At 62.0% G+C, this 21,132-nt stretch carries 14 protein-coding genes and 5 pseudogenes; 9 read left to right on the plus strand and 10 right to left on the minus strand.

Translation table 11 applies throughout. The features are described 5' to 3' along the window. The 5 genes from KHO22_RS31720 to KHO22_RS31740 all read right to left on the minus strand — a co-directional run. On the minus strand, window positions 1–564 hold a 564-nt coding region (locus KHO22_RS31720; RefSeq protein ID WP_211951156.1), incomplete at its 3' end, for a transposase. A gap of 81 nt (window positions 565–645) precedes the next feature. Continuing rightward, complete coding sequence (locus KHO22_RS31725; protein ID WP_230427116.1) at window positions 646–1,950, minus strand: DUF1214 domain-containing protein; 1,305 nt, start codon at window positions 1,948–1,950, stop codon at window positions 646–648. A 56-nt stretch (window positions 1,951–2,006) separates the two neighbouring features. Next, complete coding sequence (locus KHO22_RS31730) at window positions 2,007–2,753, minus strand: SDR family NAD(P)-dependent oxidoreductase (protein WP_230427117.1); 747 nt, start codon at window positions 2,751–2,753, stop codon at window positions 2,007–2,009. Between the two features lie 32 nt (window positions 2,754–2,785). Beyond that, window positions 2,786–3,541, minus strand: a complete 756-nt coding sequence (locus KHO22_RS31735) for an SDR family NAD(P)-dependent oxidoreductase (protein ID WP_211951159.1) — start codon at window positions 3,539–3,541, stop codon at window positions 2,786–2,788. Between the two features lie 60 nt (window positions 3,542–3,601). Beyond that, a complete protein-coding gene (locus tag KHO22_RS31740) occupies window positions 3,602–5,194 on the minus strand; it encodes a flavin-containing monooxygenase (RefSeq protein WP_211951160.1) in 1,593 nt (530 codons plus the stop codon). A gap of 227 nt (window positions 5,195–5,421) precedes the next feature. Between KHO22_RS31740 and KHO22_RS31745 the strand changes: the two genes are divergently transcribed. The 3 genes and pseudogenes from KHO22_RS31745 (at window position 5,422) to KHO22_RS31760 (ending at window position 8,177) form a co-directional block, all read left to right on the plus strand. Beyond that, on the plus strand, window positions 5,422–6,393 hold the full coding sequence (locus KHO22_RS31745) for a LysR family transcriptional regulator (RefSeq protein ID WP_211951161.1): 972 nt from the start codon (window positions 5,422–5,424) through the stop codon (window positions 6,391–6,393). A 285-nt stretch (window positions 6,394–6,678) separates the two neighbouring features. Continuing rightward, window positions 6,679–7,071, plus strand: a pseudogene (locus tag KHO22_RS31755) (GMC oxidoreductase); the annotation flags it as partial. A gap of 413 nt (window positions 7,072–7,484) precedes the next feature. Continuing rightward, complete coding sequence (locus KHO22_RS31760; RefSeq protein ID WP_211951170.1) at window positions 7,485–8,177, plus strand: NnrU family protein; 693 nt, start codon at window positions 7,485–7,487, stop codon at window positions 8,175–8,177. 530 nt (window positions 8,178–8,707) lie between these two features. On the opposite strand, the pseudogene KHO22_RS32930 reads toward KHO22_RS31760, so the two are convergent. The 3 genes and pseudogenes from KHO22_RS32930 to KHO22_RS32705 form a co-directional block, all read right to left on the minus strand. Then, window positions 8,708–10,132 (minus strand): annotated as a pseudogene (locus tag KHO22_RS32930) (serine hydrolase domain-containing protein). Between the two features lie 70 nt (window positions 10,133–10,202). Beyond that, on the minus strand, window positions 10,203–11,180 hold the full coding sequence (locus tag KHO22_RS31770; protein WP_211951163.1) for a Bug family tripartite tricarboxylate transporter substrate binding protein: 978 nt from the start codon (window positions 11,178–11,180) through the stop codon (window positions 10,203–10,205). A 195-nt stretch (window positions 11,181–11,375) separates the two neighbouring features. Next, a pseudogene (locus KHO22_RS32705) lies at window positions 11,376–11,465 on the minus strand (integrase); the annotation flags it as partial. Window positions 11,466–12,096: 631 nt separating this feature from the next. On the opposite strand from KHO22_RS32705, the gene KHO22_RS31775 reads away from it, so the two are divergent. The 6 genes from KHO22_RS31775 to KHO22_RS31800 all read left to right on the plus strand — a co-directional run bounded on the left by KHO22_RS31775 (window position 12,097) and on the right by KHO22_RS31800 (window position 19,161). Continuing rightward, complete coding sequence (locus tag KHO22_RS31775) at window positions 12,097–13,116, plus strand: NADP-dependent oxidoreductase (protein ID WP_211951164.1); 1,020 nt, start codon at window positions 12,097–12,099, stop codon at window positions 13,114–13,116. Between the two features lie 27 nt (window positions 13,117–13,143). Continuing rightward, entirely contained in the window at window positions 13,144–13,992 is an 849-nt protein-coding gene (locus KHO22_RS31780) for an SDR family NAD(P)-dependent oxidoreductase (protein WP_211951165.1), read from the plus strand. 18 nt (window positions 13,993–14,010) lie between these two features. Beyond that, the gene (locus KHO22_RS31785) at window positions 14,011–14,703 is read left to right on the plus strand and encodes an EthD domain-containing protein (protein ID WP_211951166.1); all 693 of its coding nucleotides are present in this window, start codon (window positions 14,011–14,013) and stop codon (window positions 14,701–14,703) included. A 23-nt stretch (window positions 14,704–14,726) separates the two neighbouring features. Next, window positions 14,727–15,719 carry an NAD-dependent epimerase/dehydratase family protein gene (locus KHO22_RS31790; protein WP_211951167.1) on the plus strand — a complete coding sequence of 331 codons (993 nt, stop codon included), beginning with the start codon at window positions 14,727–14,729 and terminating at the stop codon, window positions 15,717–15,719. 620 nt (window positions 15,720–16,339) lie between these two features. Continuing rightward, window positions 16,340–17,497, plus strand: a complete 1,158-nt coding sequence (locus KHO22_RS31795) for a porin (protein WP_211951168.1) — start codon at window positions 16,340–16,342, stop codon at window positions 17,495–17,497. Window positions 17,498–18,096: 599 nt separating this feature from the next. Further along, entirely contained in the window at window positions 18,097–19,161 is a 1,065-nt protein-coding gene (locus KHO22_RS31800) for an AraC family transcriptional regulator (RefSeq protein WP_211951169.1), read from the plus strand. A gap of 26 nt (window positions 19,162–19,187) precedes the next feature. Here the strand turns inward: KHO22_RS31800 and KHO22_RS31805 are convergent. Further along, a pseudogene (locus tag KHO22_RS31805) lies at window positions 19,188–19,940 on the minus strand (transposase); the annotation flags it as partial. 1,014 nt (window positions 19,941–20,954) lie between these two features. Continuing rightward, a pseudogene (locus KHO22_RS31810) lies at window positions 20,955–21,132 on the minus strand (ferritin-like domain-containing protein); the annotation flags it as partial.

The raw sequence follows: 21,132 nt of genomic DNA on the forward strand, positions 1-21,132 counted from the left end.
GACGTCCTGCCAGCAGCCCACCGTGCGCAGCAATTTGCGTATCCGGTCGCGATGCTGCATTACTTCCTTTTGTAGCTCGCCCCGGTCCCGTACGAGATGGCGTTGCGCTTCAGCTTCGATGCTTGGCACCCGTATCACATGCATGCGGTCGTATTCGCCGCGCAACCAGGCAAGCAGGCACATCATTAGCCTGATCACGTCGAGCCGGTCGGTTTTGACTCGCCTTGCGTGACGCTCGACCGGGATGCTGGCGGGGTCGCAGATTAGGGGCTCATAGCCGAGCTTCGACAGGGCCCGCGCTATCCAGAAACCGTCCTGGCCTGCTTCGTACAGCACGACCGTGCGCACATGGGACGCAAGGCCCCATCTCGACTTGATCTCCTCGATCTGCTGCACCACTTGCTCTAGGCGACATGCGGCAGAATTAGCCGAAACCGTGTGGATTGCGGGTTTCTCGCGTTTGCCATCATGCACGCCGATCTTCCAGGATCCGCCCGATAGCTCAAGTGCTACAGCCAAGAATTCGCCTGCCGGTCTAAAATCTTCGATACGGGTCGGTTGCATGATGTGGTCTCCAAAGTAAGACTCGAACCTTCACTTTAGGACCGCTCTGCGAAGTTGCCGACCCGTCCTCATACATAGGATCTAGTCCACCCGGACAAGCGCCGGCGGATAGGCATTGCCGTTCGCGACCTCGGCATCCGGGCCGTAGTAGCGGAACGTCAGGTTGTAGCGGCTCCCGGCGGGAGTCGGCAGCCAGTTCGATCGCGGCGTACCCGACGGCAGCGTGGAAGCGTAGACGATTGTCAGCGAGCCGTCCGCGTTGTACTTCAGCGCCGACTCCTTGTTCAGCAGAAATCGGCTGATCGGATTCGGAATGACCTTGAAGTCCTGCGCATCGACCGCTATCACCGACCAGAAGTACCGCGCATGCTTCGACGGCAGCGCCGCGGCCGGGAACGTCTGGGAATACACCTGCCCGCCATCGAGCCCGCGGTTGCCGAAGTAGGTCACCTCGGCGCTGTTGTTCGCCCAGATACCGACCAGGGCTACGGCCGTCCGCGTCTTGTAGTCGTTGCCGTAGTTGCCGACAATCGACGGCCGGACCCAGCCGTTGCGGACCGTGCCCAGGTTCCGGATCTGAGCCTGGAGCGCCTGCCAGGCCTGCTCGCGGATCGTGCGATCGACGCGTGCACGTCCTTCGGCACCCGATCGTGCCAAGGCGGCGACGGAAGCCACCTGCGCGCGAACCGCCACCATGCCTGGATGGATATCGGGCTCGCCGCGGAGGATGGCATCCGTCCAGTCGAATACCTCGGCAGCAGGCAGGTTCTTGTTGGTGAAGACCGGCACCTCGATCGGCGGATCGATCTTCGGCTGTCCCAGTGGCGTCAGCTTGAACCGCCGCTGAAGGCGTGCAGCGCCGGCAGGGTCCGCACCCAGCTCGATACGAGCCAGCACGCGGAAGGTCTTGCCCGGCAGATCGATGCGTTGCAGGCCCGCCGGCACACTGACGGCTGCCCCCTTGAGGCAGAGCGCATAGCTGCCATCGGGATGCGACGGATAGGTGCGTTCGTTGATATTGAGGACGGTCTCGCCCCAGCCGTCAAGCATGTGCCAGGTGTAATACCGCCCATTCACCTTGGGCATGTCGAGCCGTACGCACGTCTTTTCGTCAACCGCCACCCAAGCTTCGGAATAGGCGACATCCAGGTTCGGATTCGCCCACGCCACGCCGCCGGGCTCGCGGTAGACGAGCTGGTTCCACTGGAATCCGTCCCGCTCGAAGTCGAGCCGCTGCTGGCGGAGAATCAGCACGCGGCCCAGCAGGTAGAGGTAGGCATCGGTGATCTGCCGGTCCGTCGGCGCGGCGGCCTGTTGCTGTTGGACGGACGGCTCGCCTGCGCCACCACCCTGCGGCGCGGACGGCGCCGTGCAGGCCGCCAGCATGAACAGCGCGGCACCCGCGGTTGCTGTCGCACGCAAGGCCTTCATCGGTCGTCTCTTCATTGCGCGCAATAGCCGCCGTCGACTATCAGGCTCGTACCCACGACGAACGATGCATCGTCGCTCGCGAGAAACAGCACGGCCTTTGCGACCTCAGCGGCCTGTCCCAGGCGGCCGACCGGATGCGCCGCCACGAGGCGCGCGCGCGCTTCTCCGCTGGCCCGCTCGATCAGCGGTGTTGCCACAAAGCCGGGGCATACCGCGTTGACGCGTATGCCGTCCTTCGCATAGGCGACGCCAAGCGAGCGCGTCAGGTTGACCACGCCGCCCTTTGCCGCGTTGTACGACGCGGCACCCGGCATGCCGACATGGCCGAGTATCGACGCCATGTTGACGACTGCGCCACCGCTGCCCTGCTTCTTCATCTGCACGATGGCAAGCTTGTTGCTCAGGAAGACGCCAGTCAGGTTGACGTCGATCATCTGCTGCCATTGCTCGACACTGACGTCCTCGACCGGTGCGGACGGATGCGCGATGCCGGCATTGGCCACCATGATGTCGAGCCGTCCGAAGCGGTTCACGGTGTCATCGATGAGCCTGCGTGTGTCGTCCTCCCGGGACACGTCGACTTCACTGTAGTGCGCGGCAAAGCCGCTTGCGCCCAGTTCACGCGCGAGCTTCTCGCCGAGTGCCGAGCGGTCGGCGATGACCACGCTGGCGCCTTCCGATGCAAACAGCCGGACCGTTGCCTCGCCAATACCGCTGGCACCGCCCGTTACGATGGCGACCTTGTCCTTGAGCTTCATGTCGATGCCCTCCATTCAGTCTGTGGTTGTGGCTATGCCGCCGTGAATCCGCCGTCCAGCACGAGTTCGGCACCGTTCATGTAGGACGACTCGTCCGAAGCGAGGAACAGTGCGAGGCCGCCGACTTCATCCGCTGTGCCCAGTCGCCCCATCGGCGACATGACCTGGCCGAGGTCCTGCTTGCTGCGTCCCGCCGTGCCCGAAGCGTAGTCCGCCATCGCCGTATCGATGAGCCCGGGATGGATCGAGTTGACCCTTACGCCCCGGGCAGCGAACTCCAACGCAGCAGCCTTGGTCATGGCGCGCACGGCGCCCTTGCTGGCGCTGTACATCGCGGACCGGGGCGAGCCGACCAGCCCGGCAACCGACGACACGTTGATGACCGAGCCCTTGCCCGCGCGCGCCATCAGTGGCATGACGTGCTTCATACCGAGGAGCACGCCCGTGACGTTGATCGCCATCAGGCGGTTCCATTCATCCAGCGTGGTTTCGACAAGCGGCTTGAGCAGAAAGATGCCCGCATTGTTGAAGAGCACGTCCACCGTACCGAACGCCTCGACCGCAGCGCCGACGACCTGCGTCCACTGCGTTTCGCAGCCCACGTCGTGCGCCAGCGCCACGGCGCGCCCGCCGGCTGCGTTGATCGTGTCGGCGACTTCCTGCGCGCCGTCGCGGTGGATGTCGGTCACCACGATGCTTGCGCCTTCGCGCGCGAAACCAAGCGCGGTAGCGCGGCCGATGCCGCCCGCCGCACCGGTGATGATTGCAGCCTTGCCTTGCAGTCGCATGTCAGTACCTGTCCGGGATGTAGCGGGATTGCTGGTCGAGCGCCATGTCGATCTCTCTCCTCAGGCCTGCAGGAAGCCGTCGTAGGCGTTCGCCGCCACGCGGTCGCAGATGTCCCGGTAGACGCTGATGCCAGCGAGGTAGATCGGGAAGCTCATCTTCTTGCCTTCGACGTTTGAGCCGTTGTACCAGGACTCGCCTTTCGGAAAGAGCGTGGCGTCGGCCACTTCATGGCAATGCTTGCTCCAGGCTTCTTCCGACTGCGGCTTCGCCTCGATGACGCCGATGCCGTTCGCCTCCATGTGCCGGATGCAGGCGTCGATCCATTCCACATGCTGTTCGATCGACCAGACCATGTTGGAAAGCACCGACGGGCTTTGCGGTCCGGTGATCGTGAACATGTTGGGAAAACCGGCAGTGGCGAGGCCGAGGTAGGTGCGGATGCGCTCGCCGTCGGCCCACTTGTCGCGCAGCGTCACGCCGTCGCGGCCTCGGATGTCGATCTTGAACAGCGCGCCGGTCATCGCGTCGTAGCCGGTGGCGAAGACGACTGCGTCGAGCGGATACTCTGCGTCGCGGGTGCGCAGGCCAGTGGGCGTGAAGTTCGCGATCGGGTCGGCCTTTACGTCGACGAGCGTCACGTTGTCGCGGTTGTAGGTCTCGAAGTAGCCGGTATCCATGACCGGACGCTTCACGCCGTACAGGTATGTCGGCGTGAGCTTGGCGGCGATCTTCGGATCCTTCACGATCTCGCGGATCTTGCCGCGGATGAATTCGCACACAGTCTCGTTGGCGCTCGCGTCCGTGACGAGATCCTTGTACAGGCCGTGCATCCAGCCGCCTTCGGTCCATGCCTGCTCGTAGCGCTGCAGGCGCTGCACTTCGGAATCCTCGAACGCGGAGCGGTCGCCGCGCGGCCGGGTTGTGGTGCCGCCCCACGACTTCAGCACCGTGGCGTGCAGCGCCGGATAGTTGGCCTTGACCCCATCGACATATGCGCGGTCGTAAGGATGATTGGCGGCCGGCGTGCTGTATTGCGCCGTGCGCTGGAACACGTACAGGTGTTCCGCCTGCGCGGCGATTTGCGGGATGGCCTGCACGCCGCTCGACCCGGTGCCGATCACGCCAACGCGCTTGCCCGCGAAGCTGACCGGCTGGTGCGGCCACGTGCCCGTGTGGTACTGCGCGCCGCCGAATTGCTCCAGCCCCTTGAAGGCGGGCGTGCTCGACGACGACAGGCAGCCGACGCCAGAAATGAAGTACTTCGCCGTGACCTCGCGGCCGTCGTCGGTCCGCACGCGCCACTTGCCGACCGCTTCGTCGAAGTGCGCGGAGACGACGCGCGTGCGGAATTGCACGTCACGACGCAGATCGAAGCGGTCCGCCACGTGGTTCAGGTAGGACAGGATTTCCGGCTGCTCCGCGTAGCGGCTCGACCACGTCCAGTCCTGCAGCAGTTCCTTCGAGAACGTGAAGTTGTAGTAGATACTCTCGACATCGCAGCGGGCGCCCGGATAGCGGTTCCAGTACCACACGCCACCCACGTCATTGCCGACCTCGTACACCCGCGCTGAGAGGCCCGCCTCGCGCAGGCGATGCAGCATGTATAGGCCCGAAAATCCGGCGCCGACCACAATGGCGTCGTAGTTGTCCATCTCACTGTCTCCTTCATTCTTTTCGACCGGCACCCGACGCGGGGCCGAAACACGTCGTCTGGTTTTTTCATGCTCGCATCGGCTGTGGGGGGTGTCCAATTCAACTTTTTCCGTGGCATTCCTGAAAGTCATACCGCCCGCGGACCGGGTTGATCCCCAGAGACGCGCGGGCGCCGCGCGTGGCAGAATCAGCGCCTGTCGGCGACCGGTATGAGGGAGAAAAGAGAATGGACGCGCGTCTGAAGCAGGCTGTCGCCGTGGGCAGGTTCGGCTCGTTCTCGAAGGCAGCGGAAGCGGTGAATGTGACGCAGTCGGCCGTCACCAAGAGTGTGGCCGAGCTGGAGCGACGCGTCGGCTTCCCGATCTTCCTGCGCACGTCGCGGGGCGTAGTGCCGACCAGCGAAGGGCGTGCCTTCCTTGAGCGCGCCACGCGCCTGCTCGCGGATGCAGACGAGCTGCTGAGCGAAGCGAGCCGCACGGACCCGTTCAGCGGTAGCCTGCGCATCGGCATCTTCCCGCCCACGTTCGAGTGGATGCTTGCGAAGCCGCTGGAAGTGCTGGTGCGGCGTCATCCGCGGCTGCTGCTCGACATCACGTCCGGCGCGAAGGAACGCGGCGTGCAACTGCTCGACCAGGGCGATATCGACGTGGCCATCGGGCTCGCCTCCACGTTCTCGGACAAGGCGCGTTTCCGCGTCGAGCCCGTCGCCACCATTGCCGCCGCGCTCTTCGTGCGGCGCGGGCATCCGCTGCACGCACTCGCCGCACCGGCAGCGGAAGACATGGCGCGCTATGACATGGTGCTCCCCACGCAGATCTGGGACCTGTCGCTCTATCCCATCCTCAGCCGGATCTACGGCCACGCGGAGCCGAACCGCGTCCATCGCATCGAGAATTTCTCGCTGCAATGCAAGGTCATCGAAAACACCGACGCGTTCGGCGTCGTCGACCTGGAGATCACGAAGACGGAGTATTTCCAGTCGCGCTTCGCCGTCGTGCCCGGCATGAAGGCGCCTGCCACTGCGGGCATCGTCTGCGCGATGCGCGACCAATGGACGCCCAAGCCGGCCGTGGGCGCGCTGGTCGGCATCCTGCAGCAGGTGCATGCCGAGGGCCTGCTGAACAGCGACATCCAAAGCCGGTTGTTCGGGCACGAATGCGCGGCGTTGCCATTGGAGGACACGCCGCGCCAACGTTGATCGCTGGATTGTGCGCAGTCGTGCCTTGCACACCGTCGCATAAGTCCCGCTGCGCTGGTGGTTTCTCCCAGCCCCCCGTCTTGCCTGTTGCATGCGCCGCGCCACATCGCGAAAAATTGCCGCGCCAAGAGACCAGGGGGCAAAGACACATGCAGCGCGAATTCGACTTCATCGTCATCGGGGCCGGCTCCGCCGGCTGTGCCGTGGCCGCGCGGCTGGCCGACTGCAACGCCGGCACGGTCGCGCTGCAGGATGCGGGCGGCCACGATTTCCATCCGGGCCCCGCGCATCCTCGACCAACAACCGCTCGCGCGACTCGGTCCGACGCCGCACAACTACGCCGGCCTGCGGTTCGACGGCACCGATGACGAAGCCGCCCGTGCCTTCATCCGCGCGACGACCGACATCATCTGCCATCCGGTCGGCACCTGCCGCATGGGCGGCGATGCCGGCTCGGTGGTCGATCCGCAACTGCGCGTGCGTGGCGTGGAAGGTTTGCGTGTCGCGGACGCCTCGGTCATGCCGACTCTGATCGGCGGCAACACCAACGCGACCGCCATCATGATTGGCGAGAAGGCGGCGGACCTCGTGCGGGGGATCGGGGGAGTGGGGGTAGCCAGTGCGCAGGGGGAGCGTGCTGTTGCGATGGATGAGGCAGTGGCGACGGGGAACAGATAGGCGTTGCCGGTGTGCATATGGATCGGTCAGGAATTCGTCGTGGCTTGAAATTCAAGGAGGATCCGGCGACAGCTTCCGGGGAGATCCAGTCATATGGCGCCTCCCGCGCGACTGGCTCAAAATGGCCGAGCCCCGCCGGCCAGGTTAGGGTGCCGAATTGTGCCCCGGGACCCGTGCCTCCAATCCAATTAGCTTTTAAGAACGTTACCATCGTGCATTCGGGCGAGCATTGCGGCGTGACCGAGCCGTGCTGCTGTTCGCAAGAGGCATTTCCCGAGCGCAACACCGGGTGCCCAAGAGTGGCGGATCGACGAGAACTGAATCAAGATCGAGGGCGAGTGGAAATTCCTGTGCCGCGCCTCGACATGAGCGCAGTACTGCAAGCCGACAATATGACTTGGGGAGCTGGGGTAATGGGAAGCACTTATGCAGTCGCGGCGGCGGCAGTGGCCTTCGTGGGCAGTCACTTTCTCTTGTCCCATCCGCTCCGCGGGCGGCTGGTCCGCGTAATTGGCGAGGCGGGGTTTCTGGGCTTCTATTCGTTGGTTGCGGCCTTGACGCTCGGGTGGATGGTGATGGCCTACGGAAAGGCACCCCTTTCGGCACCACTATGGCCGGTAGGGAACGCGCTCTGGGCGGTTGTGACCGTGTTCATGCTGATTGCGTCGATCCTCCTGATGGGCTCTTTGATCCGCAACCCGGCGTTTCCGACAGGCGGCCGGCCCGGCTCGTTCCCCGAAGCGGCGCGCGGCGTGTATGCGGTGACGCGCCACCCTATGATGTGGTCGTTCGCACTGTGGGGGGTGTGCCACGTCGCAGTGTTTCCGGTAGCCAAGAGCATCATAGTCGGAGCGGCTATAGTCGTCCTCGCACTCGTTGGCGCCGCATTGCAGGACCGGAAGAAGGAGCGGATCCAGCCAGATCTCTGGCCCGCATGGGAGTCGAAGACGAGCTACTTGCCATTCGCGGCGATTGTCGCCGGCCGTGCCCGGCTGGGCGGCTTCGGCTTGCATGCACTTCTGGGCGGCCTGGTCGTCTGGCTCGTAGCGACTTGGGCACATACCCCAGTCACGGGTCGGGCGGCGGGCATCTGGCATTGGCTGTAGTTGCAGGACGAACCGTTACGCCATGGAACAGTAGCGAGTCGCCAGTAACCGAATCGCCTTGATGACAGACTTGCCCGGTCTGGATCATTCGAACGACTCTAGCCAGTGCCCTCCGTTTGGACCGGCACGCGACGGCCATTTGCGAGAGCCGATCGATACCGTGCCCGTCCCATTTCCGCCATTGAGCCTTGTCTTGCCAAATGTACGCGTATGGCGGATCTACGACCCTTCACCGAATACCAATTTACGGCCGGTGGCAGGTGCGGATTAAGCCAATCAATGCAACGGATTGATCAGCCGACACCACAAGGTGTCGCCGACACTGGGCCGGGCAAGATCAAGCCACCTCTGGGCTGCGGCATCGGGAACTCAACGAGTTGAGGGTCATCGTCGGTAATGTCGCCGACCGGGCGCCGCGTGAGGATCCAGCGTCGGTTCATTTCCGTAATAGGTGTCTCTCCAAAGTGTTCTCCTGATGCTATGCCGGGAACCGTGCGTTGATATCCGGTTGCCGCGATGCGGTTCCTGACTCAGTCTTCCAGCGCGCCATATACGACGTTGCGCAGTAATGCCCGGTACCGGACGCGTGTTGCCAGGTCGTTTTCCTGCAGCATCAGGATGGCGGACAGTTGTTCCCGCGGGTCTGCCCAGAAATAAGTGCCAAGCGCGCCGCCCCAGTAGAAGTCGCCGAGGGAGCCTGGCACCGGGGACAGTCCCTGGCTGGTCCGGACGCCCACCGCCAGGCCATGGCCCTGGCCCATTTCTGGCAACGGCGCGTTGATGCCTAGCCCTTTCGTCGAACTGCCGTAGCCCGTACCCGGCGGCAAATGGTCGTCTAGCATGAGGTCGACGCTCTTGCGCGACAGCAGCCGCACGCCATCGAGCACGCCGCGGTTCAGCAGCATCTGGCAGAACCGGGCGTAGTCGCCGGCAGTGGACAGCAGGCCAGCGCCCCCAGAATGCCACCGGGGCGGGTTGTCATTGTCATAGTCAAACAGTGCGCTGGGCGCCCCGCGGAATGGCAACGCCAGGCCTGCACCGTCCTGACCCATCATCCGGAAGCCAGTCGCATGCATGCCCAGTGGTTGCGTCACGCGGCAAGCGATCAAGCGATCGAGCTCCATGCCGGAGATAACTTCAAGAATGCGGCCCAGCACGTCCGTCGACATTCCGTACTCGAACACCTCACCTGGCTGGCATTGCAGGGGAATGGTCGACAGCTTTGTAATCATCTAGGCGTTGGTCTGCATGGGATCCATGAGGCCATTTGCGCGATACTGGCGCTGCACCAGCGAATCCCCAAATTGCCCGTAGGTCAGGCCGGAGGTGTGCCGGAACAGGTCGTGAACCGTCATGGCGCGCCGCACAGGCTCAAGCTTGAGTTGGCGCTTCCCAGTGCCGGCATTGGTTGACTCGACTCCAACCTGCAGGCGGGCAAACTCGGGGATGAAACGTTCGACCGGATCGGTCAGGGCCAGTCGGCCTTCTTCCATCAGCATCAGCGCCGCCACGCCGACGACTGGCCGCGTCATCGCGGCAATGCGGAATACCGAATGCCGCAGCATTGGACGAGGCGATTCACCCGCATCTTCGAAGCCGATGGCCTCGTGCCAGGCAATCCGGCCATTTCGCGCCAACAGCACAACAGCTCCAGGGATCTTGCACCGATCGACATCGGCATTGAGCACTGACGCGATGACCTGCAGGCGCCGCGCGCAGAGTCCGACCTCTTCAGGGGTTTCGGCATGCTCCAGATAGCAGGGTGCGAGATGCAATGCATGCTCCTTCATGTTTCGACGACGGTTCACAATGCCGCGAGACTCGTGAACCGGGGCAGGCGAGGTCCGGCGATTGATCGTTGGCGTGATGGCCCGTGACGATTCGGGCTTTTTGGCCGTGCTTTGCTTGAACCGTGACAGCCCCGACGGAAGCAGGCATATGCGATCGCATGCCATGGTCGGGGTCCTCTCGTGAAGGGAGACTGAAGGCCCGGCCCCCGGGCGTGAGGCCCCCGAACAGCGCAGATCAGGGCTGGATATGGTTAGCCTTGACAATGCCGGCGTTGCGATCAAATTCAGTACGCAGGGCCTGGCTGAGTTGAGCAGCGGACTGGGCCGGTATCCTCTCAAAGCCGAGCCCCAGAATCTGTTCCTGCACCTTGGGTGAAGATGCTGCCTTGTTGACGGCCGCCTGAATCTTCTGGACCACGTCTGCCGGCACCTTGGGCGATGCGAACACGCCATACCAGTTGTTGAAGTCGATGTCCGGATATCCCAGTTCGGCAAACGTCGGCACCTGCGGCAGTAGCGGCGACCGTTCCTTTGCGGCCAGCGCATAGGCCTTCAGCTTGCCTGCCTTCAGGTATGGCAGCGAGGTCACCATGCCGTCATACATCACGGTAATCTGCCCGCCCATTACCTGTGTCAGCGCCGGCGGCGAGCCCGCAAACGGCAAGTGCTGGAGGTCCATTCCGGTCCTCTGGTTCATCATCAGGCCGGCATAGTGGGACACCGTGCCGGTGCTGTATGAAGCAAAACTCAGTTCGCCTGGATGGGCCTTCACATAGCCGACCAGGCTCGGCAGGTCATTGGGCGGCAGTGCCGTCGACCCGACCATTATCAGGGTCGACTTGGCCACGGCGACCACGGGCTTCACATCCTCCATTGGGTTAAAGGAGACCTTCATCACATGTGGGATCTCCGTGAGCACATTCTCGGACGAGAACAAGATGGTCTGGCCGTCGGGCGGTGCCGCCATCATTGCGTTGATGGCGATTGCCCCGCCGGCACCGGGCTTGTTGTCGACCACCACGGTCTGGCCCAGGTTTGCCGCAAGCTGTTCGGACAGCAAGCGGGCCATCACATCCATGGTCCCGCCGGGGGGCGCAGGAACCAGCATCCGGATGGGCTTGTCATTCCACGCCATGGCCGCGGGCATGGCCAGGGTCAGGGCAACGCAGACGGCGGCGCGGCGCGCGCGCGAGAGGACAAGGCGGACTGGCATGTGTGTCTCCGTAAGCAGAATGCAAGAAGTCTGTGGGCTCGGCTCTTCAGGCTTGGGCGAATAGCAGATAGTTCGCACCGCTTGCGTCCCCCCGCAGGAACTCGGTGCGGGTTCTAAAGTACCGGACAATGGCAAGCCGCAGCTTGACAATCGGGGTCATTTTTCCGGGGCTGACAAATGCCAACCTCGCACGCAGATGTTCTGCACGCGTAGGCGGGTTAGATCCCGGGCGCGGAGCTTACTGTCAATGGCAAACTTGAACATCGCCAGTTCACGAACGTTGCAGGATCTGACTCCCCAGACTGCCACTGCCACTGCCACTGCCACTGCCACTGCCACTGCCGATGGCCTAACCAGCCTCCAGCCGGAGAATCGCGTGGGGCATCCGTCCCGTCTGCAGGGACTTCGACCTCCCAGTAGCGAGCACCCGACATATGACTGGACCGGGACCACTGCTGATCGCGAAGCGAGAGGCGTCTACTTCACGAGTCCAGCCAGATGCGTGTGTTGCCGCAACGCAGACCAATGGATTTCCCTAGATTCTCCAATCTCCGAAGGCTGCTGACCCCAGATGTCAATCAGCCGCGTACCGCGTGTTCAATACTCTGCTCACACGCCGTGAGCGTTCTGACGTGCCTAAACGCTTCGTCCAGGCCAGATGATCGAGCCCGCGCGCGGACGGCATCAGCGTGGCCAGTGCCATCCACAATGACGGTGCCTTCGCAGCCTGGCGCCAGGCCACTTGAATCCCATTAACCCATTGCAACGCAAAGCGAGACTGATTCCCTGCATCCCGAAAGCATGGACAAGTTCGTCATCACCGTGGCCTCGAACGGCCCTGAGTGGATGCCCGAGGATTGCCTGTTGACTCGGATCCCCGGCCTGCAGTCGGGAGAAAAATCTTTAAGAGGTACCTATGACGAAAATGAACCGACGCTGGATCCTCAGGCAGCGCCCGGTCGGCGACATCGCCGACGATGATCTTCAACTCGTTGAGTCGCCGATGCCGGAGCCCGGAGATGGCGAGATGCTGGTGCGCAACGTCTACCTCATGGTGGCGCCTACCAATCGCGTCTGGATGAGCCAGATCGACCAGTACATGGCACCCGTGGCCCTTGGCGAAGTGATGCGCGGCGTTACCATGGGCGTGGTGGTCGAATCCAGCAATCCGGAGTTCAAGCCAGGCGACATTGTCGAAGGCGGCATGGCCTGGGAAGAGTACTCGGTGACCAGGACCGGCAGGCGCATTCAGATGGAGTACGGCCTGCCTCTGCACGCATACGCAAGCGTGCTGGGCAACTCGGGGCTGACCGCCTACTTTGGCATGCTCGATATCGCGAGGCCGACGGCCGGCAACACCGTTGTGGTGTCGGCTGCCGCGGGCGGTGTCGGCTCGATCGCAGGACAGATCGGCAAGATTCTCGGCTGCCGGGTCGTGGGCATCGCGGGCGGCGAGAGCAAATGCCGGCTCGTCAGGGACAGGTTCGGCCTGGATGCGTGTGTCGATTACAAGGGCGGCAACCTGCTTGCCGATCTTCGCGCGGCCTGTCCGGACGGCATCGACGTCGATTTCGAGAACGTTGGCGGAGACACGATGGATGCCGTGCTGACGCTCATCAATCCCGGCGCCAGCATCGCGCTTTGCGGGATGATCTCGACCTATAACGCGAGTGGCGACTGGTGGAGCCCGAAGATGTTCCGCAACGTCGTCATGAAGCGCGCCCGGATCGAAGGCTTCCTCATTTCCGACTACCGTTCGAGATTTCCGGAAGCCCTGGAGGTCATGGCGCAGTGGGTCAGGGACGGCCAGCTCAAGTACCAGGTCGACATAGTCGATGGCATCGAGCAGGCCCCGGCAGCCCTGAACCGCCTGTTCACCGGCAAGAACGTTGGCAAGCAACTCGTTCGGCTTTCGCCGGAACCCGCGATCGCCTGAGTGTCCCGACCCTGCAAGTCAATACAAATGATCCAAGCAGACATCCACAGCTACGGCAAGCCGAATGCGACCGACCGTGCGTCCCGGCACCGCTTCGACGATTTCCAGGGCAAGACAGCCATCATCACCGGCGCAGCATCCGGTATCGGCCTGGCATTGGCCGAGGCGCTGGCGGCTCGGGGCGCAGATCTTGCACTTGCCGACATCGACGCGCGCGGACTCGACACAGCACGCGAACGACTCGAAACGAGCGGAAGACGCATCTGCACGCGCGTACTTGATGTGTCGTCCGACTCGGACGTGCGGGATGCGGCGTCGGAGTTCGAGGCAGCGCTTGGCAAGGTTCATCTCGTCTTCAATAATGCCGGCATCGATATGAGTGGCGAACTGGCGTCGCTCTCGGAGGAAGACTGGCGGCGTGTCTTCGGCGTCAATGTCTTCGGCGTGGTTCACGGCATCCGTCATTTCCTGCCACTGCTGCGCCATCACGGGGAGCCCGCCCATATCATCAACACGGCGTCAGGCGCTGGCTTCTGGGTGAACCGCGACTTTTCGATGGGCGCCTATGCGGCCACGAAATACAGCGTGGTGGCCCTCTCCGAGGCTCTCGAACAGGAACTGTCGGGAACCGGTATCGGCGTTTCGGTGCTGTGCCCTGGTCCGGTGAACACACCGATCGCCGAACACTCCAGCCACACAAGCGAACTGTTCAAAGCGACTATTGCGGCCGGCGCGGCCCCGGAACTGGTGGCCAACCTGACATTGGAAGCAATCCGTTCGGGCGAGTTCTACATTTTCTCCCCGACGCGCATGAGGCCGCGCGTGGAACAGCGATTCGCGCGAATCCTCGATGCGCTGGAACGTGCCCCCGCCTGACGAGAGGACCTGCGAGACATGATTCATTTCCTGTTTCTTTTCAAGCGGCGGGACGATGTGGATCGTCAGGATTTGCTGCGCTACTGGCGCGAGGTGCATGCGCCGGTGGTAGCCGGCATGGCCGGCGTCCGCCGCTACATTCAGAACTCCGTAATGGCAGTCCCCGGAAGCGCTCTGTCCTACGATGGCGTAGAGGACATCTGGGTCGACGACGAAGCGGTTCTCCATGGCTTGCCGCATTGCGCGGCTGACTGCAAGGCGGCGCCGGTTGGCATGGGCGGCCTGATTGACCTCAAGCACAGCGTGTCGCTACGGACGACGGACCACATCGTGCATGCCGGCCTTCAGATCGGCAGGGAGGAAGCACTGCCAAAGCGAATGACCTTTTTCAAGCGCAAGCCGGGCCTGGGCCGCGAAGACATGCTGCAATACTGGCGTGGCACGCATGGGCCGCTGGCCGCGTCGGTACCGGGCCTGCGCCGCTATGTGCAAAGTGCCATGTTGCCGGCAGCCTACGAATCCGGAGAGCCGCGCTTCGACGGCGCGGCACAAATCTGGATCGAGGACGACACTGCGCTGCGCGCCTTGGTGAGCTCGAAGCGCTTTCGCGAATCCGTCAAACCGGATGAAGCAAATTTTGTGGCCACCGACACAGTCCTGACGCTGCCCATCGAGGAGGAGCGTCGCATTGTCTGGCTACCGGAGCCTTGACCAATGAAGGGAGACTGAAAGCCATGGCTGCATCCGAACAATTCCTGGTAACCGGGGCACTGGGCTGTATCGGTGCGTGGATCGTGCGCCGGCTGGTGCAGGAAGGCGTTCCGGTGGTCGCATTCGATGCGGACACTGATGCAAGGCGGCTGCGCCTGCTGATGGACGACGCGCAACTGTCGCGCGTTACATTCGTCCGCGGCGATATCACCGATCTGAGCCTGCTCGAGGAAACGCTGGACGCCCATGGCGTCACGCACGTCATTCACCTGGCTGCCGTGCTCCATCCCCGGTTCAGGAGCGATCCGCCGCTTGGCGCTCGCGTCAACGTGCTGGGCGGTGTGAATCTTTTCGAGTCTGTGGCCCGGCGTGTTCAGCGGATTCCTCGTATCGTGTATGCATCGTCGATTGCCGTGTACGACAAGTCCGACGCAGCCGATGGTGCAGCCGTCCAGCACGACGGCCCCGCAAATCCTACGACCCTGTACGGGGTGTACAAACAGTCCGAAGAGGGAATGGCGCGGGTATATTTCCAGGACCGGGGCGTTTCCAGCATCGGGCTTCGTCCGGCGACGGTATATGGTGTCGGGCGAGACTATGGCCTCACAGCGGCGCCCACGCAGGCGGTTCTTGCCGCAGCGCTCGGGCGTCCGCTCCATATTCCGTATAGCGGCCGCAGCCATCTTCACTACGCGGATGACCTTGCGAGCATCTTCATCGCGTGCGCGCGTTCCGGCTATCGCGGCGCCGAGGTCTTCAATATGCGCGGCGTCGTTGCGGACATGCACGACGTGGTGGAGGCTATCGATTCGCTGGTTCCGCAGGCGCGCGGATCGATCACTTATGCGGGCCCGTCGTTGGACCTTCCGGAAGACTACGACGCCACTGCGCTGGAGCAGGTGATCGGTACGCTGCCGGCCACGCCGCTGCGCGAGGCAGTAGCGCGAACCCTCGCGATCTTCCGAAGCGGGATCCTCAGCGGAAAGTTATGCGGTCACGGATCCGTGCGGGCATGACGCTGCCTGGGGCCTGATTACCGCCTGCCGGGCTGACCTGCGTCGGGACTTTGCAGCCAATTCAGCAGTGTTGACTGTCGATACGATCGGCAGCATGCGCGGCGCGAGCCGGGGTACCGCACAGGCTGCCCGAGTCCCGGGCAGGGTCGTCACCAACCAAGTGCGCAGCGGCTGGCGCGACCGTAACAGGGGCAATACCGCGCCGAACCGGCTTTCGCTTCTCGCATCGGAAATCCACCCTCCCGATTGACAGCTTCGCTGCTCACCATCCTCATTGATCATTCCCCTCTTGAGTGCAGCCGAAGGCCGCAAGGTATCGGCGAGGCTCTGTACACGCCGTCTATAGAGCGAGGAGGTGAAGCGGCACTTCGGATGCGTAAGTGGTTTCCCTAGATTCTCCTATCTCCGCGGCTGCTGACCCGAGATGTCAATCGGCCGAGTACCGCGTCTTCAATACTGTGCCGCACACCGTGAGCGCTTTCGTGTGCTCTAACGCTTCGGGACAGATCGCCTTCGCCCCGATGTTGGCCAAGGTCAGCCTCTGCAAGCAGTTAGTGGTGTCGTAGCGGTTGACGCAAAAAAAGCCATTTCAAACGATAAACCACGGAGGAGAGTAAGCAATGAGGAAGACAATTTTCGCGCTGACCGCTGTTTGTGCATGCGGCGCGGCCGAAGCCCAGACCAGCGTAACGCTGTATGGCGTGGTGGACGTCAACGTCGAGTACGTCAATCACGTCGGAGCGGTGCCGTCGACGAGCAATAACTTCAATCCCGGCCAGGGCGGCAAGGTTATTCGCGAGGACGCCGGCGGATACTCAGGCTCTCGCTGGGGTCTGCGCGGCACGGAAGATCTTGGCGGCGGGTTGAAGTCGATTTTCGTTCTGGAAAGCGGCTTCAATAGCGATACCGGCACGCTACAGCAAGGCGGTCGCTTGTTTGGTCGCCAGGCCTTCGCTGGCCTTGACTCGCCATACGGCCAGGTCACCTTTGGTCGGCAATATCACTCGTTGTTTGCCACGCTGGCCAACTTTGTCCCGGGGCGATACGCCACTCAGTATGAACCCGTTGGCATCATTGCCGGTGCTAACTTCCGTGAGGACAATACGGTGAAGTATACCGGTGTGTTCGGGGGCCTCACGGCGATGGCACATTGGTCATTCGGCGTAGGCACGACGCTTCCGCAAGTCACCCCCTCCGTACCGGTTGCAGGTGGCAATGGTGAAGTGCCAGGGCAGTTCCGCCGCGACTCGGCCTATGGCGCCGGGCTGAGCTATCTTGCGGGACCTTTTGGGGTGGGCGTTGGCTATGACCAGTGGAATCCAACGATCGGTACGGGTAATGGTGCCTTCAAGAAGGCTGCTGTCATGGCCAGCTATGCGATCAATGGCACCGCTAAGGTGATGGGCGGTTATCGCTGGGGTCAGAGTAAGGATCAAAACGGTACGTTGCTTCAACGTGACGACTTCTACTGGATTGGCGGACAGTACCGATTCTCGCCCGCGCTCGATTTCACGCTTGAGTACGACTATCAGAACGTAAAGAACCTGGGCGGCAACACCCACATTGCCAATCCCTGGCAGATCGCCTTGATTGCGGACTACGCGTTCTCGAAGCGTACCGACGTCTACCTGACCACGGCCTATTCAAAGAATGCCGGACTTGCAATGGAGTCGGCAGCAAGCAATTTCGCCACCAGTCTTTCGTTGAACAGTTACGTGCTCCCGAATGGCCAATCGTCGATGTTTGGCGTTGCCGTGGGTATCCGTCACGTGTTCTGACGGATACCGGGATAACGGGCCTGCGGACCGGAGATACTCCGTACGGATCGCTTGGAAGGACTTCCGACGCGCCGGGTCGGCGCGTCGACCGCCTCGTAGTCGTGCCGATCGAATCCGCACGGGACAGGGCGAGAGCCTGGGAAATGACCTGACCGGGAGCACTGCAAAAGGTTGGCGTGGCGCGGACATAGGGGTTCCCCTTATCGCCCCGAAATGGAAAGAATTTGTCCCTGAATGTCAAAGCTGCCAACACACTTTCCCCAATACTGATTGACACTTTATTGCCATGGCCATGCTGGTCAATCGAACGTAATGCCTCAAGGGAGATTGGGGAGACCAGCGCTCCAGGAGACCTCGCCTTCAAGCAAGCCCTGCCTGTCGGCAGGGCTATGGATCTGGATTGCCTAGCGCTACGCCCTGCTGGGCGCCGTGTATGCAAGCCCGCCGTAGCGTCGTCTGAAGGGGGGCCATTCGTGTCGAGCAACTCACATGGAAATTAGTGCAGAGCGGCGTTAGCCGGCATCCAGCCGCCAATGGCGGGCGATGATCTGATTGGGACCGATCCGCGGCGGATGCGCCCCGGACATGGAAGGAGGCTTATGAACCGTCTGGTCCGCAGTGCCACGCTCTCCGGCTACCAGGAAGTGGCGCGCTCGGCGGGGCTAGACCCGCTACTGCTCCTGAGCAAGGCTGGCATTCCTTCCAGCGCACTTGATAGTACAGATGCCCTGATTCCGGCTGATGCAGTCTGCGAACTCCTGGAAATGTCGGCGACCGCCTCCGGCGTTGAGGACTTCGGACTGCGGATGTGTGAAAGCCGCCAGCTTTCGATCCTCGGGCCAATCAGCACGGTCGTGCAGGATGCTAAGTCGTTGCGTCACGCCCTGGCAGCGATGATCCGCTACCTCGCGCTGTACAGCGAGGCGGCACTCCTCGACATCGAGGAGTGTGGCAATGTTTTCATACTCCACCTGTCGCTGATGGCGGACACTCTCACGCCGACGCGGCAGGCCCACGAGATGGTATTAGGCGCACTCTCCCGTATGCTGCGCGAACTGCTTGGCCCAGGTTGGCGCGCACGTCGGATCTGCCTGACGCACAGCGCCCCAAGGCAATCCGCTACACGCCTGCGCGTCCTTGGCGACGCGGTAACCTATGGTCATGATTTCAATGGAATCGTCTGCGATCGCAGGGATCTGGATCTTGTTCCATCCAGGGCGAACCCGGGCGTTGTCAACAATGCACACATCTACCTGGACACCATGCTTGCGAGAACCAACCAGTCTCTCGCGGAACGGATTCGGCGCATGGTGTTCTCGTCGCTCAGGACCGGCAATTGCAGCATCGAACAGGTTGCCGTCGAACTCGGTGTCGGCCGCCGTACCATTCACCGCAGGCTGACGCTCGAAGGCCTTACATTCAGTGCAATATTCGACGAGGTTCGCGCCGCACGGGCTATCCAGTATCTCGGGCAGACGGAGCAACCGATCAGCTATGTCGCGGAAATGCTTGGTTTCTCGATGCACAGCGCCTTCACCCGATGGTTTCGTGATCGCTTTGGGTGCAGCCCAAGTGATTGGCGCGCGAGACGCTGGCCATCGGGCCGGTGCTCGATCATCGGCAGAAGTCCCAACGCGTCTGGGACACAGCGGCTCCCGGGATAGCCTGTTGCCCCAGGAGCGTAATCCTTCACGGCCATCTGTACGTTGTAGCCGACCATTCCAGAGCCCTTGCCACTTGTCGCCATCGAGCGCGCATCCGGGTCGGTCATCGAGATCCGACCATCTGGCAGCGTCTTGAGTTCCTCATTTATCTGGTCAAGGCTATGCATCTGCTGACGCAGTTGCGCAATCTTCTCGCGCAATCGAGTTGTCTTGAGCTCCATCTCCGCTGGCTGCGTGCGATCCGCAGTCTCTAGCGCGCTCAGACACCGCTAAATGCTTTCCTCGATTTGCTGCCGGCGCTTGTCGACCTTGCCAGCCGTTGAATTTCGGTTCCGAGTATTGACTGCCTTGAACTTGCTGCCGTCGATGGCGACGAGGGCCTGTGAGAACAACTTAAGATCGCGGCACAGAACAACGAAGCGACGGCAGACATTGCGAATGCCCGTGCTATTGTCCCGGCGGAAGTCTGCAATTGTCTTGAAGTCCGGCGCCAGCCGACCGGTAAGCCACATCAGCTCTATATTGCGTTGGCATGCGCGCTCCAGACGGCGGCTGGACTGGACCCGGTTGAGGTAACCGTAGATGTATATCTTCAACAGCACGGCAGGAGGATATGAAGGACGACCTGTAGCCGAAGGGTTGGCGCCTTGGAACCCGAGCGACTCGAGATCCAGCTCTTCAACAAACGCGTCGATGATCCTGGTGGGGTTATCCTCAGCGATGAAGTCATGGAGGCATTCTGGAAGCAGTGAAGCTTGCTTTCGGTCTTCTCCCTCTATGAATCATTTCATCCGGTCCCCCAACTTGAATGCGTTGATCCAGTGTAGGTGATCGAGACGTTTTCACACACCCTCGACCCTTCTGGGACATTCACTTCTACTGCGCCAAAGGGGCAGAGTCGGCCTAGTAGCTGTCACTCGCAGGGCCATTGTTAGGACACGCTATCGTGTTTGCGGTGCATATTGATTGAAACCGCCTAATTCGACACAATGCCCCAGTCAGCATTTGACTTGCAGTGTTTGTGTAATGTGTGCCACAGCGAGACGAATTGATTCGACCGTTAAAAGTGGGGAGGCGTAGGACAATGAAGACCATTGCTCCGGGAGCTACTTTGGCACCCATCATGTTGGGGATGGTAGTTTCCATGACCGCTTGCAACCAGAAAACGCCCTATGAGCAGGAAGTGCAGTGTCGGAAAATTTGTGGCGAGCAGGGCAAATACGGTACGTGGGAGACAACACGGCCTCGCCCCCCTGGGTCCAAGGCTCCACTGCCAATTGAATACGAGTGTGTTTGCTCCTAGCGGTATTCTTTTGCAGTCGAAGATGGAAACGGGATTCCTACTGCTGAGATGGCAAGTCGATAGCCTTTAGGTTCATGGAACCGACCTGAGATGCCAATGTCATTACATCGAACTTCTCGGCAGCTATCGGTGATGATTGCCCTGCTGGCAACGGGCTGTGCCGGCTTTTCATCGAAGCCATTTCTCGAACGGCTGCAATGGGGTGCGGGGCCCGAAGCGCTGGGCCCGCATGCCGAAATTGTTCGCGATAGTTCGGTGCGCCGCGTAATTGGGCCGCAAGATCGAGGCCACTCGCGAAGTGGGATGCGTAACTCTCTGGCTAGGTTCCGGCCATGCAGATGGCCGCAGCGACCGGCTCTGCCCGACCCTTCTGCGTCATCGACTATAGGGAAGTCGGACGGCAGTAGCTGCCACAAAAGCAGCCGGTCCGCCCTTGAATGACTGAGTCCGACAAGCCGTCCAACAGTCGAATAGGCCGACGGCCACTTTGCTAGCAAGCCTGACTGCCTACTCTTAGTTCCTTGCGGTAGCGGTTCAGATCCTGGACCGTATCGAACGTGCGCTCGAACAGCAGCGACATATTGTGCAGGATCCGTTCGATGACTTTCTTTTCCCAGCCCTCGTCGAAGCGGATCTGCTCGTCGAGCCATTTTTCCAGCCAGTCGGGA

This window comes from Cupriavidus yeoncheonensis (assembly GCF_905397275.1).
GTDB lineage: Bacteria > Pseudomonadota > Gammaproteobacteria > Burkholderiales > Burkholderiaceae > Cupriavidus > Cupriavidus yeoncheonensis.